General features: G+C 53.5%; 16 protein-coding genes. 1 reads left to right on the forward strand and 15 read right to left on the reverse strand.

Going from position 1 to position 14,722, the window contains the following annotated elements:
* Window positions 1–11: 11 nt before the first annotated feature.
* The 7 genes from MKY86_RS19355 to MKY86_RS19385 all read right to left on the reverse strand — a co-directional run bounded on the left by MKY86_RS19355 (window position 12) and on the right by MKY86_RS19385 (window position 6,951).
* On the reverse strand, window positions 12–1,451 hold the full coding sequence (locus MKY86_RS19355) for a HAMP domain-containing sensor histidine kinase (protein WP_076079156.1): 1,440 nt from the start codon (window positions 1,449–1,451) through the stop codon (window positions 12–14).
* A complete protein-coding gene (locus tag MKY86_RS19360; protein ID WP_036727360.1) occupies window positions 1,452–2,168 on the reverse strand; it encodes a response regulator transcription factor in 717 nt (238 codons plus the stop codon).
* 78 nt (window positions 2,169–2,246) lie between these two features.
* Window positions 2,247–3,509, reverse strand: a complete 1,263-nt coding sequence (gene ccsA / locus MKY86_RS19365) for a cytochrome c biogenesis protein CcsA (protein WP_036727362.1) — start codon at window positions 3,507–3,509, stop codon at window positions 2,247–2,249.
* Window positions 3,506–5,194, reverse strand: a complete 1,689-nt coding sequence (resB, locus tag MKY86_RS19370; RefSeq protein WP_076079155.1) for a cytochrome c biogenesis protein ResB — start codon at window positions 5,192–5,194, stop codon at window positions 3,506–3,508. The genes ccsA and resB overlap by 4 nt, the downstream gene beginning before the upstream one ends.
* Entirely contained in the window at window positions 5,191–5,715 is a 525-nt protein-coding gene (gene resA, locus MKY86_RS19375) for a thiol-disulfide oxidoreductase ResA (RefSeq protein ID WP_076079154.1), read from the reverse strand. The genes resB and resA overlap by 4 nt, the downstream gene beginning before the upstream one ends.
* Before the next feature lie 112 nt (window positions 5,716–5,827).
* Window positions 5,828–6,586, reverse strand: a complete 759-nt coding sequence (locus MKY86_RS19380; protein WP_036727368.1) for a pseudouridine synthase — start codon at window positions 6,584–6,586, stop codon at window positions 5,828–5,830.
* Between the two features lie 20 nt (window positions 6,587–6,606).
* Complete coding sequence (locus MKY86_RS19385; protein WP_076079153.1) at window positions 6,607–6,951, reverse strand: N-acetylmuramoyl-L-alanine amidase; 345 nt, start codon at window positions 6,949–6,951, stop codon at window positions 6,607–6,609.
* A 245-nt stretch (window positions 6,952–7,196) separates the two neighbouring features.
* Between MKY86_RS19385 and MKY86_RS19390 the strand changes: the two genes are divergently transcribed.
* Window positions 7,197–8,558 carry an erythromycin esterase family protein gene (locus MKY86_RS19390; RefSeq protein WP_076079152.1) on the forward strand — a complete coding sequence of 454 codons (1,362 nt, stop codon included), beginning with the start codon at window positions 7,197–7,199 and terminating at the stop codon, window positions 8,556–8,558.
* Window positions 8,559–8,587: 29 nt separating this feature from the next.
* Here MKY86_RS19390 and MKY86_RS19395 read toward each other — a convergent pair whose 3' ends face one another.
* The 8 genes from MKY86_RS19395 to ribH form a co-directional block, all read right to left on the reverse strand.
* Window positions 8,588–9,121, reverse strand: coding sequence for a spore maturation protein (locus tag MKY86_RS19395; protein ID WP_036727371.1), 534 nt, complete (start codon window positions 9,119–9,121; stop codon window positions 8,588–8,590).
* A 6-nt stretch (window positions 9,122–9,127) separates the two neighbouring features.
* Entirely contained in the window at window positions 9,128–9,799 is a 672-nt protein-coding gene (locus tag MKY86_RS19400; protein WP_076079151.1) for a nucleoside recognition domain-containing protein, read from the reverse strand.
* Window positions 9,800–9,853: 54 nt separating this feature from the next.
* Window positions 9,854–11,137, reverse strand: a complete 1,284-nt coding sequence (locus MKY86_RS19405) for a serine hydrolase (protein ID WP_083685045.1) — start codon at window positions 11,135–11,137, stop codon at window positions 9,854–9,856.
* Between the two features lie 174 nt (window positions 11,138–11,311).
* On the reverse strand, window positions 11,312–11,806 hold the full coding sequence (ytfJ, locus tag MKY86_RS19410; RefSeq protein ID WP_076079149.1) for a GerW family sporulation protein: 495 nt from the start codon (window positions 11,804–11,806) through the stop codon (window positions 11,312–11,314).
* 80 nt (window positions 11,807–11,886) lie between these two features.
* A complete protein-coding gene (locus MKY86_RS19415; protein WP_340827345.1) occupies window positions 11,887–12,585 on the reverse strand; it encodes a DUF2953 domain-containing protein in 699 nt (232 codons plus the stop codon).
* A 174-nt stretch (window positions 12,586–12,759) separates the two neighbouring features.
* Window positions 12,760–13,356, reverse strand: a complete 597-nt coding sequence (scpB, locus tag MKY86_RS19420) for an SMC-Scp complex subunit ScpB (protein ID WP_076079250.1) — start codon at window positions 13,354–13,356, stop codon at window positions 12,760–12,762.
* Window positions 13,325–14,116: a segregation and condensation protein A gene (locus tag MKY86_RS19425; RefSeq protein WP_076079148.1), complete on the reverse strand. Its 792-nt coding sequence runs from the start codon at window positions 14,114–14,116 to the stop codon at window positions 13,325–13,327. Before MKY86_RS19425 ends, scpB begins: the two co-directional genes overlap by 32 nt.
* A gap of 133 nt (window positions 14,117–14,249) precedes the next feature.
* On the reverse strand, window positions 14,250–14,717 hold the full coding sequence (ribH, locus tag MKY86_RS19430) for a 6,7-dimethyl-8-ribityllumazine synthase (RefSeq protein ID WP_076079147.1): 468 nt from the start codon (window positions 14,715–14,717) through the stop codon (window positions 14,250–14,252).
* Between the last annotated feature and the right edge of the window lie 5 nt (window positions 14,718–14,722).

Consider the following 14,722-nt stretch of genomic DNA (forward strand, 5'->3'; position numbering starts at 1 on the left):
ACGGTCTTGGTTTACTGTTTTTCGACAGGAAGCCGCAGGGTAAATGTGGTGCCTTCTCCTAGCTTGCTGAAGGCGTAAATGCTGCCATGATGCGATTCGACGATATTCTTCACGATCGCCAGCCCCAGCCCCGTACCGCCCGACTCTCCGCGCAGGCGCGCTTTATCCGCTTTGTAGAAGCGTTCGAAGATAAACGGCAGATCCTCGGGGTTAATGCCGGCCCCCTGGTCTCTGATCGCGATCTCCACCAGACTCCTGCCCTCCAGCACTACTGTGCCTGCCAGAATAGAGATTCTCCGGTCAGCCGGGGTATGGCGGAAGGCATTATCCAGCAGATTGGTCAGCACCTGCTCCAGCTTGTCTTCATCGGCTGCCTCCAGCAGTAGCTCCTGTTCAGGCCTCTTAAGCTCCAGCATGATATCCCGCTCCTTGGCTCTGACGGAGAACTTGCGGTATACCCGCTCCAGCAATTCTCCCACATCCACCCTGGACTTCAGCATATCCGTATGTCCTGCTTCCATGCGCGCCAGGTCCAGCAGATCCTTCACCAGACGGCCCATACGCAAGGATTCATCGTGAATGACCTGAACCAGCTCACTGCTCTCCTCCGGGGAGGAAGCCATTCCGTCTAATAGTGCTTCACTGTAGCCCTGCATCATGGATAGCGGGGTGCGGATCTCATGGGATACATTGGCCACGAAATCACGCCGCATCTTCTCCAGACGTACCTCTTCGGTCACATCCCGCAGAACGGCAACAGCTCCGCGCAGATGATCTTCGGAATAGAGCGGTGCCATGTGCACCGACCATACCCCCTGCCGGACATGGACATTGGAGCGTTGATCGCCCCCGCCCTCAAGGGTGCTGAAGAACAGCGGACGCAGCGGCGGCGGCACCTCACTGGAAGCGGAGGCCTTCGGAACGAGTCCGTTATCCTCTTCCTCCTCCCAGGCAAGATCACTCCACGTTTCGAGGAGGGTCTGGCCATGCGGATTGGTGAGGATGATCCGGCCTTCGATATCGAAGGTGATTACCGCATCGCTCATGCTGCGCAGAACACTGGATAAATGCCCTTTTTCATTATTCAGACTGCGTATATTCTCTTCCAGCTCTTCCGCCATGTGGTTAAACGATGTGGCGAGCTGGCCGATCTCATCGCTTGTGACTAGGGTCAGTCTTGTTCCATACTCGCCGCGGCGGATGTCATTCGCTGCCTCAATAACCTGCTGCATCGGCTGGGTGATCTTCGTGAACAGGAACAGGGCAAAGAAGGTGGTCAGAGAGAACCCGATCATGCATGTATACATGAACAAGCGCTTGATTGCCCCGGAATTGGTGAAATTACTGTCGATGTAAGGCAGCAGGAACAGCCCGAGTGTAATGAGCACGACAGCAACCAGAAAGATGATCGTGATCCACAGCTTACCGACAAGGCTTCTCCAGAAGTTCACTTATTTAGGCACCTCTAGCTTATAGCCTACTCCCCATACCGTTGTAATCATCGCTGCCGATTCCGGGGATACCTTATTCAGTTTTTCACGCAGACGCTTGACATGGGTATCCACGGTGCGCAGATCTCCGAAGAACTCGTAATTCCATACATCCTTCAGCAGCTCCTCACGCGAGAATACCTTGTCCGGTGAGATGGCCAGATAATGCAGCAGCTCGTATTCCTTGGGCGTCAGACTTACCTCTTGGCCCCCTGCGCTTACGCGGTGTGCATCATGCTCAATAATCAGGAACGGGAACACGATATTGTTGCTTGAATTACTCTCTTTGGACAAAAATGCCGTTGCGGAAGAACGGCGCATGATCGCCTTGACCCGGTAGATCACCTCGCGCGGACTGAATGGCTTGACGACATAATCGTCTGCCCCCATCTCAAAGCCCTGAACCCGGTTGATCTCCTCACCCTTAGCGGTAAGCATCAGGACCGGTGTGGATTTCACCCCTCTGAGCCGGGTCAGCACTTCAATCCCGTCAATACCCGGCAGCATCACATCCAGCAGAATCAGACCGTAGTCATTCGCGGTTGCTTTGCGCAGGGCAATTTCCCCGTCCTCTGCCTCATCAATCTCGTAGCCTTCTTTTTCAAGATACATTTTGAGCAGGCGGCGGATACGTTCTTCGTCATCCACCACCAGAATTCTATTCAAGTGCTCAGCCATTTACACAACAACCCCTTCATCAATTACAGTAGAACGTCACCCTGCATCATACGCATGCCCGAAAGAAGCCTGAGCTTATCAGTCCGTTCCCGCATATGAATGAAGTCCGGCGATAACCAGGTTAACGCCAACCAGGGTAAACATTACGATTAGAAAGCCGAGTACAGCGAGCCAAGCGGATTTGCGTCCCTGCCAGCCGCGGGCCAGCCGCAAATGGAGATACGCACTGTAGAACAGCCAGGTGACGAGAGCCCAGACTTCCTTGGGGTCCCATCCCCAAAATCTGCCCCAAGCCACCTCGGCCCATATCATTGCAAAAATCAAAGCCCCCAGTGTGAAAATCGGGAACCCGATGGCGATTGCCCTGTAGGTAATCTCATCCAGGTCATTCTCATCAATTCCATCAAGTACCGGATGAAGGGCCTTCCCAAGCGGCTTACGCACAGCCAGCCGAAGAAGCCCGTACAGGAGCAGTCCGGACAGCAGTGACCAGATCACAGTGTTGAACTTGCGCCCTGCATTGACGCCATTCATCCAGGATGGTGCTTGAAACAAAGGCTTCTGAAGTCCAAGAAACGGCTGGAAGCTCTCAATTTCGCTATGGTACGGTGCCACAATCGGCGGCATTTTATAACTCACTTTCTCTATTGTACTATCTTCCTGCCCGGGGCTGTCAATCGTAACGTTCGAACGGACAAAAACAGATTCATAGCCCGCGCCGCGGAAGGCAAATACAGATCCAAGAAATCCAATTATAACAATGATCGAGAACAGAGTAAATTCGACCAGCCGCTGCTGCTTGCGGTCACTGCGTTCCTTACTGTCAAACTTCACTGTCCGCAGCAGGTACATCAGCCCTGCGGCAAAGCCCACCGCGAAGAAGGACTCCCCGAGCGCAGCGAGCGTGACATGAATATTCAGATAGATCGACTTCAGCGAAGGGATAAGCGGCTGCACTTCCTGCGGAAATACCGCTGCATAAGCCATTACAACAATGGAGATCGGAACCGCGAATACCCCGAGAATCATCTTGCGGTAGATGGCGAAGATGACTGTAAAGGCAACCATCACCATCATCGATAGGAAGGTCATGAACTCGTACATGTTACTTACCGGAATATGACCGGCCCCCATCCAGCGGGTAATGAAGTAAGCCAGATGGCAGAGCAGCCCGAGTGAGGAGGTGATAAAAGCAATCCGGCCCCACCGTGCAGTATGCTCCTCCGGCTTCCTGCCCGACCATTTGCGGCCCATAATAGCAATGGTGAACAACATGAAGGCACCGCTGTATAAGAAAAATGCGGCTATAAAGACGTCACTGCTGAAATCGAGCAAGTTCATGCCATGCCTCCTCCGTTGTCCAATGATTTGTCATCGACTGTCATGTCTATCTGCTCCAGAATAGAAACGAGCTCACGGCGGAAGCCGAACCAGTTCTTGTTCGTGTGGCCTCCAAGCACCAGCTGTCCATCCTCAACGATCAGCCAGATGCGTCTGTGCTGCCAGTAGAAGCCGAGAATCAGCCCCAGCATGACAATACCCGCACCAATCCAGACGAACGGCATGGCCCGGTCCACACGTATATTGAGATAGGTGGTGGATTCCGAGAAATCCACATCCGTCATACTGCCCACCTCAAGCTCCAGAAACCGTGTGCCGCCTCCAAGCTTGTCGTTGATGGCCTCCTGCTGGAAGCGCTCCTTGTCCACCTGCTTCGGGAAATAGAAATATTGCTGCCCCTCTGCTGGCAGATCCGGACCACGGATCAGGAAGAGAAACGCCGGAGCGTTCGGATAAGGGGAGGTGGAGACCGGACGGCCTTCCTCATTCAATCCGAAATCCATATACTTCTCCTTCAGTTCAAGCGTGTACGGTCCGGCCTTGAAGCTGCGCTGCGGATTCTTCATATCCAGTCTGAACTTGCCGTAGCTCTCGCCGGTTGAAGCATTGACCAGATCAGGCTGCACGGAACGCAGCACAGGCGTAAGGTCATAGTCAAACTGATACGCTTTCATTCCTTGGTAGCTTAGCGGAGAATTCACCTGAATGTCGTGTCTGGCCACTTCCGCAAGCTGAGGCTCCTTGGAGGGATCGCTGCAGTCTGCCGTACATTCATATAGAACCGCCTTCGTCTCATAGAGCTTAGGGAGAACCTTCTTGCCCCGGAATTCCTCGGGCATCTCTTCTTCACTATAGAATTCTACCGTGAATTTCTCGTTCTTCAGGTACATGCTGGTGTCCGGTATCTTTACTGTCTCTCCCTGCGGAAAGGCAAGATGCTGATCCATATTCAGACCCGGCAATCCCCTGGCAAGCACAGCAAGCAAAAATATAATCAGGCCGATATGTATTACATAAGGTCCCCAGCGGCTGAAACGGTGTTTCTCGGCCAGTAAAGCGCCACCCTCCGTCCGCACGCGGTATCCTTTCTTCTTAAGCGGCTGAACGATCCGTGCCACCCATTCCTCCGGCTCCCCCTCCACTGCTGTATTCAGCGTAAGCTTTTGACGGGTAAGGAACTGGCGGTGCTTGCGGATCTTCTGCCGGGTTAGTGCCTTGTAGAGCGGAAGCACGCGGTCCAGGCTGCAGATGACCAGAGAAGCTCCGATCATAACCAACAAGGTCACGAACCACCAGGATTCATAGGTATGCGAAAGGCCGAGTCTATAATATATATTCCCGGCTGTTCCATACGTTTGTTCATAATAGGTTGAAGCGTCAATATTCAGAAAGGTGCTCTCTTGCGGAAATATCGTACCGAGCATCGCACCCAGCAGCGTCAGCACAATCAGGTAGATGGCTATTTTGACGGAGGAAAAAAAGTTCCAGACCTTGTCGATCACTCCCGGGCTTACCCGCTGTGAACGGCGGGCCACCCCATCGTAGCGCATCTCCAGGTTCCCCGAAGCGTTCTCTTCCTTCTCATCCAGCGGCTTGCCGCAGGCTTCACAGAGAACCGTTCCTACAGGATTCTGGTGACCGCATTCGCATTTGGTGTTGCTGATCAGCGGCTCATGCTTACTCATGGTCCCACCAGCTTCCCGATTTGCTCGTCAAGCGAGTTCAGATCCAACTGGCCGATATGAATGCTGTCCACCCTGCCCTTCGTATTAATGAAGAAGGTAGTGGGCAGCGGGGAGACCCCGTAGCTGCGGACCGCGTCGCGTCCCTTATCCATCACAACCGGAAAATCAATATCCACGAGCTTCACGAAATTGTCCACCGTCATCTGATCCTCGCCCACATTCACGCCCAAGACCACGACACCCTGGTCCTTCCATTTCTCCCACTGTGCCTGGAGGGCAGGCATTTCCTTCACGCATGGTGCGCACCAGGAGCCCCAGAAGTTCAGGACAACCGACTTCCCTCTAAATTCCTCCAGCGTATGGGTCGCACCGTCCAGCCCAAGCAATTCAAAATTTGGCGCTTTCCCGCCTTCTTGAGGCTTGCCGTCTCCCCCGAACACAGAGGAGCTGATGGCATAACCCCCAAGCAGAACGATTAGAAATAGTATCACGATTTGGATTGGCTTCCTGGCTTTGCCCATACAGGGGTACCCCCTTCTGTGACGCAACTCATTACTTTAGTTGTAAGGTGTGAACATCCTATGAACATTATAACGAATATTGTCACAGTTTTAGGAGGGGAAATTGTGAACTTTATGTGTCTTTGCGTGTCTGATTATCCCGAAGCATTCCCGCTTTGGCAATTTGCTGCAGATGATTGATCTCATCCTTAGTCAAATGGCGGTAAGAGCCGCGCTTGAGATTCTGGAGCAGGATATCCCCGAAGGAAATCCGCTTCAGACGGATAACCGGATGCGACACCGCCTCGAACATCCGCCGGACCTGACGGTTACGGCCTTCATGGATCGTGATGCTGATTACCGCTTCCTTATTGGCTTCATCGATATCCTTATATTCGACTTCTGCCGGAGCGGTCATGCCGTCTTCCAGCTTAATGCCGGCCTTCAGCTTGTCCAGCGCTGTGCCGTGCGGCACACCCTTGACCGTGGCCAGATATGTCTTCGGCACATGATGCTTTGGATGCGTGAGCAGGTTGGCAAACTCACCGTCATTCGTCAGCAGCAGCAGCCCTTCCGTATCGTAGTCCAAGCGGCCTACAGGGTATACGCGCTCTGTGATTCCTTTCAGGTAATCCGTTACTACCTTGCGGCCCTTGTCATCCGAGGCGCTTGTAATTACACCTTTGGGCTTGTTGAACATAATATAGATTTTATTCTCGCCCCGGATCAGTCTGCCCGAGACTTTAATAATATCGGTTGCGGGGTCCGCCTTCGTGCCAAGCGTAGTTACGAGTTCCCCGTTGACTTCCACTTTACCGGCCAAAATCATTTCTTCACATTTGCGTCTGGACGCAACACCTGCTTGCGCCAATATTTTCTGTAATCTTTCCATTTTCGACTACTCACCTCAGGTTAATGATAACCATCAGAGGCATAAATCACAAGATCATTCCACGGAAAAAATGCGCCGGGGCAAGTTTCACTATGCGGCTCCACCGTAAGCGGCGACATTTGATAGCGCCCGGACAGCTCCAGTATAAGCTTCCCCGCCGCAAACAGCTGCTGCTGGCGCTCCGGAAGCTGGGGCAGCTGCTCCGCCTCCCCGTAGTTGCCTTCGAGGCAAATATGAATATGCTCCGGGTCTGTCAGCAGCGGCGCCGCATAGACCGAGCCGTTCAGCCCGACCCAGAAGTCGAAGCCTTTGCCGTTAATAGACGGACAGCGGGAATGATGCAGAATAAAGCCTTTGTAGTCCACCCTTTGTCGTCCTCCCTCCGTATTGCTGAAATAGCATATGTAGGGAGGGGGAACGTTGTGACCTGCGGACGCTGTTTTTGTGCCCTATCGGAATCGTTCATTACATAGCAGCAGAGGAAGACGTAAACCTAATATAACAGGGATGTAAGGAAGCTGTAATCTAAATCGATAGTCAGAGTGATGAGAGATTCTTAGACTTAAGACGACAGCGAATCATACTATATTTTTGTAACGGAGGAAAAGAAATGTTGCTTAAAGGAACATGGAAAAAACGAGTCATCGCAATATCAGCAGTCTCGACGCTGCTCGGAGGTTCGGTTCCCGTCTCAGCCGCACAGCTGGCTCCGAATCGGCTGCCCTATGCGCATGAGATTCAATCATTGACAAGTGAAGACTACAGCGATCTTTCTTTTTTGAAGCCGCTGCTGAAGGACAAAACCGTCGTCAGCCTTGGTGAAAATTTCCATCGGGTAGGCGAATACGCGAGCATGAAGACGAGATTGGTAAAATATCTGCATGAGGAGCTGGGGTTTGAGGTCATCGCTTTTGAGTCGGGTCTGGCTGAGGCTTCCGTCGTCAACGATGTGGCTGATGAATTGACTCCAGCAGAGATGATGGATAATTCCATATTCGATATCTGGAGATCCGCAGAAACCCTGGAGTTGTTCAACTACATCAAGCAATCCCGCCAGACGGACAAGCCCTTGCAACTGGCCGGATATGATATGCAATATACATCCCCCATGCTGACGCTGGCCGCCCGCAGCAGCATTTCCAAGGTTAATGCTGCTTATGGCCAGGAATTTATGGATTTTGACAACGAGGCCATCGGGAAATTTAATGAACTGATGAGTCAATACAGCCTGGAGACCAAGAGCAATGCTGTTTACCAGAAGAAGACAGGCCAGCTCATCCAGAAGTATGTCCCTAAATATAAGGAATACATCAGGTTCATCCAAGAAAACCGGATTCAGTTGGACGCAGCTTACCCTAAAGCTCCCCACATGGTAGATACTGTCCTAAAAGGGCTGGAGGACCGGGTGGCGTTGTTCATACAAGCCCAGCTAAAGAATGTGCGGGAAATTTACGAAGCCCGGGACAAAGTCATGGCTGAGCATGTGGAATGGCTGATGAAAGCCAGATACCCCGGCAAAAAAATCATCCTGTGGGCCCACAATGACCATTTGGCTAAAAAAACCTCGAACATTCGCGTCCTCGAGCAAGGAAAGTGGCAGAACAGTTTCACCAGTATGGGCGAACTGCTGCATCAGAAGCTGAAGGATAAAATGTATGTGGTAGGCTTATATATGTACCGGGGCAAAGCGGCAGTTATTTCAACCTTGAAGGAATTCCCTATAGGTCCGATGCCAAAGGGCACTCTGGAAGCGAGAATCATGCGAAGCGGATATGCCCGGACCTTCGTAGACCTCACCGGACATACCCAGGCAGATGCAGACAACAGCTGGATGTTTCAGCCACTGTATGCTGCTGAGGACGGGCTGACCAGAGAGGTTATTGTTCCGATGGCGATGAAATTCGTACCGAAGGAACAGTTCGATGGCCTGATCGTCATAGATAGAGTATCCCCGCCAAACCGTAATTACTAACGGGGCATGACAGATCTCCTCCTGCCTCCCTACCCGAATACCAGCAGACAAACGGCAATGGCAGCAATAAAGCCGACGACGTCCGAGAACAGGCCCACTTTCAAGGCATAGCGGCCGTTGCGGATGCCTACGGCGCCGAAATAGACAGTCAGCACATACAGGGTGGTGTCTGTGCTGCCCTGTATAGTAGAAGCAATCATACCGATGAGAGAGTCCGGGCCGTGGACGCGGATCAGGTCTGTAGTATAGGCGAGTGATCCAGTGCCCGTCAGCGGGCGCAGGAGACCGAGTGGAAGCACCTCTGACGGAATACCCAGTCCCTCCATCAGAGGGCTTACAAAGCCCATCAGGAAGTCCAGCGCACCGGACGCACGGAACACACTGATCGCCACCAGCATGCCGACCAGATGGGGGATAATCGCGATCGCGGTACCGAAGCCATCCTTCGCCCCCTCCACAAAAGATTCATAGACCGGAACCTTACGCGTGAAGGCATACAGTGGAATAAAGGTAACCATTACCGGAATCGCCCAGGCAGAGATCAGACTGATCAGTTGTAACACGGACGGTCACCCTTTCACCGAAGAATGTGGGAGCGCCCCGCTCCCGTTTGCCGGGCCGCTCCCGGCCTTCAGGACCGGCGGCGGTCCGGGCGGCCTGCGGAGCAGGGTCAGGCGGCGGAACAGCCTGTCCGCAGCAATCGCCGCCAGGGTAGCCACGGCCGTCGCCGCCAGGGTGGTCCCGACGATGGCCGCCGGGTCCGCCGATCCGTAATTCAGCCGGATCGCAATCAGAGTCGCCGGAATTAGAGTGATGCTGGCAGTGTTCAGCGCAAGCAGGGTACACATGGCCGGCGTTGCGGTCTCCTTATCCGGGTTCAGCGTCTGCAGCTCCTGCATCGCCTTAATGCCCATCGGAGTGGCTGCATTCCCCAGCCCCAGCAGGTTGGCGCTCATATTGGAGAGAATGTAGCCGATCGCGGGATGCCCTTTGGGCACATCCGGGAACAGAAAGGAGACTACGGGACCCAGCACTTTGGAGATTTTCTTCAGCAGGTCGGCATCCTCCGCAATCCGCATAATGCCCAGCCAGAACACCAGCACACTGATCAGCCCGAAGCTGACGGTCACCCCGCTCTTCGCTCCATCGAATACGGCGGCGGTGAACTCGTTCATTCGTCCGTTCACTGCCGCAAAGCCAAACCCGATCAGAATCATCCCCAGCCAGATTCCATTTAACATCGGTATCCCCTCCCCCGGTTCATTCTTTATACTCTGAATAACTGAACAGCTTCACTATTCCCCCGTGTGGAACAGCGCCCGCAGCGCACTGCCGAAGGCCTGCAGCCAAGTCCCCGCCGGATAGGCGGAGGCGCTCGCAGCGTTGTATTTTTCCACATATGGTGAGGTCTCCGGCGGGAGCTGGCCAGGCGTATACACCGGAACCCGCCCGATCTCCTGATCTCCCAGCTGCAGAATAATCACACCCCTGAAACCGAAGTTAACATCGCCCTCACTCCCGCTGGCATTCATACCTGCCCTGCCCGCACCTGCACTTACACCGGAGTCCGCACCTGCACTCCCCGTACTCACAGTGCCGCCACCCGCAGCAGCCTGCGCATCCGCATTAAGCACCAGCTTGTTGACGAGCCTGGCTTCCTCCCCCTGACCAAGCGGATACGCGAAGGCCTTGCCGGTCACCAGACTGTAGCCTTTGACGGCCTCGCCCCGCTCGACCAGCGTCTTCAGCGGATAATGGTTGAAGCCGAAGTCCAGCAGCGAGGCATGGTCGTTCCAGTCATTGCCGTCGTTCAGCGTAACCGCCACGAGCTGCTGCCCGTCCCTTGTAGCGGAGCTGACCAGGCAGCGCAGCGCTTTTTTGGTATACCCCGTCTTCACCCCGTCCGCTCCTTCGTAGAGGCGCAGCATCTTATTCTTGTTGCTCCATTTATAGTCCCATTTCTCATAGGGATTGTCCGCCGTCTTCTCTTTGGTGGCTACGATCTCCTTGAATACCGGGTTATGCATCGCATATGCGGTCAATACGGCCAGATCATTCGCACTGGAAAAGTGGCCTTCTGCATCTAATCCATGCGGATTGGCAAAATGCGTATTTTTCAAATTCAGCTCCTGCGCCTTGGCGTTCATCAGGTAGACGAACCCCTGCTCCGAACCGCCGACATGCTCGGCGATTGCAGTTGCCGCATCATTGCCGGAGCGCAGCATCAGCCCGTACAGCATATCCTTCAGCGTCATTTCCTCGCCCAGCTTCAGGTACAGGGAGGAGCCCTCCTTGGCAAAAGCATTTTTACCAACCTTGACCTTCGACGTAATATCACTGTTCTCTATCGCCACAAGGGCGGTCATAATTTTGGTCAGACTGGCAATCAGCATCGGTTCATCCCCGCGGCTGCTGTACAGAATTCTTCCGGATGTCACATCAATCAGCGCCGCCGCCCTGGCATGGGTAGAGATCGAACGGTTCTCTGCACTAACGGCAGACACCGGCACCAGCGCAAGCAGCAGCACACACAACAGTAAGGACAGCATAGATTTTCGGGTTAATGTCTTCATGTTCATCCTCCGGCTTCTTATCCGTTCCTTACGCAACGGTTCATCAGTCTTGCCTGGTTGTACAAGTGTATGCGGGGCATGGGGCAGGTATGTCCTATCCTCCATCATCCGGCAAAAAAGGGATACCACCCTCTTAGGTGATATCCCTGACAATTCATGCTTTGCTTAATTCGCTCAATCCTAATGTGTTGACGAATGGTCAGACGAGCCGGACCCGGTCTCCACAACGGTTTTGGTTACCTTGGAGCCGGGAATATCTGAAGCTTCGGGAACCATGCCGGGCTGGAACATATTCTGGATTTTGTCGAGCAGGTTAGGCGTGGCATCAATAATTTTCTCGAACAGATGGGTCTGATTATCCAGCGGCACAATATGTACCCCTTCCCTGCCAACGACCAGAAAAGCGATTGGACGAATAGACACGCCGCCCCCGCTGCCGCCCCCGAAGGGTAGCATTTTGACACCGGACCCGCTGCTGTTCACGCCCGGACCATCATCCTCCACCCTGAAATCACTACCGCCGGCTGCGAAGCCGAACGTCACCTTGCTAATCGGCAGAATGACCGTGCCATCAGGCGTTTCAACCGGATCTCCTACAATTGTATTTACATCAACCATGCCTTTAATATTCTCCATTGCGGTCTGCATGAGACCTTGAATCGGATGATCTGACATTGTTTGTCTCCTCCTCGTGTGTATATAAATGTACCTGCAGTATTTATCTTGCCCACTATAGATTGGAGTATGTAGATTATTTAGGAACGATCACGGCTGAGCAATTTCTTCCACCGGCCCAGACCGCCTTCCACTCTCGACACACGCCGCAGCAGGAGAAGCCCCGCATAGAGCGCATATCCGGCGGACAGCTTGCCACTGCAGACGGCTTCCGTTGCAAAAGACGGCTGATCCCGGAAGACAGGTGTCACGAATATCCCCGGCTTATGCACCAGTCTGACCATACGGGAGAGCACGCCGATCATCGTCCACTTCAGTCCCCATAAGGCCCCCACCGCCGTGGCGGTCGTTGCAGCCTCCCCCAGAGAGAAGTCTGTGGACCAGTCCAGCTTGGTGATCTGAATATGTGAAAGAGTGTCCTTGAGCCATTTTTTCAGACCGCGGGTGGCATGTAACGCAGTGCGTACATTCTTTAACCATTGCGTCACAGATTCCTTATCGACCTGCCCTTCCTTCTCGCTATCCAGCTTCACAGGTGCGATTCCGCTTTTCTCCACCTTGAGCTTAATTCCCTGTTCAAGGCCCTGGAAGACCAGCGCAGGCACCTCATAATGAAATTTAACGAGGCCATACACAGCTCTGATATCGAATTCGATGCGGTCATCCTTACCCAGCCTGCGGACACGAAAGTGAAAATGAATCGATGACGCTAGAGCCAGCAGGAACAGCAGAACAACGAGCAGCAGCAGGATTAAGGGTATTGCCAGCCATAACGTCACACGGTTAACCTCCAAGCAGACTTTAGAATAATAAACATGGAGCCTCTGGATTAGTATGGCAATTACGGCTGGATAACATTCGGTGATTTCGCAAACTTCTCCATTTTTCATGAAAAAATGCCGCTGCCCCCGAAGGGTCAACGGCATCTCTGTCACAGCGGCAGTCCGCTGCGGTTATTCCGGCTCATCAAAAGTCATCTGGCTGTCCAGCTTGCTGAACAGCAGCTGGGTCTCCTCTTCCAGGCCCTCGGAGGTGTCGAAGTTCGACGGCTCCGGCAGCTCCTTCAGGCTGGCCAGCCCGAAGCTGTCCAGGAAGGACTTGGTCGTGCCGTACAGAATCGGACGCCCGACAGCCTCCGCCCGGCCCACCTCGTGGATCAGATCCTTGTTGCCCAGCGTATGGATGGCCCGTTCGGATTTTACGCCCCGGATCTCCTCAATCTCCACTCTCGTGATCGGCTGACGGTAAGCCACAATGGCAAGTGTCTCCAGCGCCGCCTGGGACAGGGACGACCTGGAGGGCGAATACGCCAGACGTTCGAAATACTGCGCATGCTCCGGGAGTGTCGCCAGCCGGTAATTCCCGGCAATCTGGACCACCTGAAGGCCACGGCTCTGCGAGTGGTAATCCTCTCTTAAGTCATCCAGCGCTCTTGTAGCCAGATCAGGCCGCTGCTCGGTAATCTCGGCAATCTGCCGGACCGACAGGCCTTCATCCCCTGAGAGAAATAGCAGGCCTTCAATAATTGATTTCAGCGTGTTGTAGTCCACTGACATCCTCTCCTCCTCTCCACTCCATCACAATATCCTCAAATAATTTCTCCTGGTAGCAGTAAATGGCCTTCATCTTCATCAGCTCCAGGATGGCCAGGAAGGTGGTCACAATCTCATGCCGGTCCATCTCCTCATGCAGCAGGGAAGAGAAGCGCATTCTGCCGCCGATCCCTTTGCGCTGGAGCGCTTCGGATACATCACGGATACGATCTTTTACCGAGATCTCATCCCGGGTAATCCGCTGGTACGAGGTGCGCCGGGCAGCCTTGCTTAGCGCCTTGCGGAACGCAGCGATCAGATCGGCGGTATGCAGACCCTTCAGTGTATTGTCCGTCTGCGCAGGGACGAAGGGGCCCAGATCCTCAGGCTCTTTCGTAAAAATCAGGCTGCGCTCGCTCTCCATATCCAGCAGCTGCACCGCGATGCTCTTGAACTTACGGTATTCAATCAGTCGCTGCACCAGCTCCGCACGCGGATCATAGCCGTCATCCTCATAATAATCGAAATCCTCGATTTCAATGACGGGCGGCTTCGGCAGCAGCATTTTGCTCTTAATCGACAGGAGAGTGGCAGCCATCACCAGAAATTCACTCGTGATATCCAGCTCCAGCTCCTTCATTCCCTGTAGGAATTCCATATACTGCTCGGTGATCTCGCTGACCGGAATGTCCTGGATGTCGATTTCCGCCTTGTCAATCAGATGCAAGAGCAGATCGAGCGGACCTTCGAACGTCTCCAGCTTGTACAATACAGTCACGCGGTTTCCTCCCGCCCAAAAAAAGTAAAGTGCAGCGCCGCAAGGACGCTACACAAGTAGAAAGATCTATGATCATGCTTTCTTCTCATACCTATAAATAAGCACGATTTACGCTCTTTCGTCAAGAGGTGTATTATTTGAACTGCTTATTCAGGTTAGCCATTTCGATGGCGGCAGTCGCTGCATCCCAGCCTTTATTGCCGGCTTTGGTCCCCGAGCGCTCAATGGCCTGTTCGATATTCTCCGTCGTAACCACACCGAAAATAGTCGGAACACCCGTCTTAAGATTAATCGCCGCTACGCCCTTGGCAACCTCGTTGCACACATAATCATAGTGTGTTGTAGATCCGCGAATGACGGTGCCCAGCGTGATAACGGCGTCATATTTGCCGCTTTCGGCCATTTTTTGGGCGATCAGCGGAATTTCGAATACGCCCGGTACCCAGGCTACATCCACTTCATCATCGGCGACTCCATGACGCTTGAAGGCATCGAGAGCCCCGGAGAGCAGCTTGCTGGTAATGAACTCATTGAAACGTCCTACGACAACCCCATATTTCAAGCCCTCAGATACTAAATGTCCCTCAAAATAATTCGGCATGCTAC

It is taken from the genome of Paenibacillus sp. FSL R7-0333 (genome assembly GCF_038000365.1).
Lineage (GTDB): Bacteria > Bacillota > Bacilli > Paenibacillales > Paenibacillaceae > Paenibacillus_AQ > Paenibacillus_AQ silagei.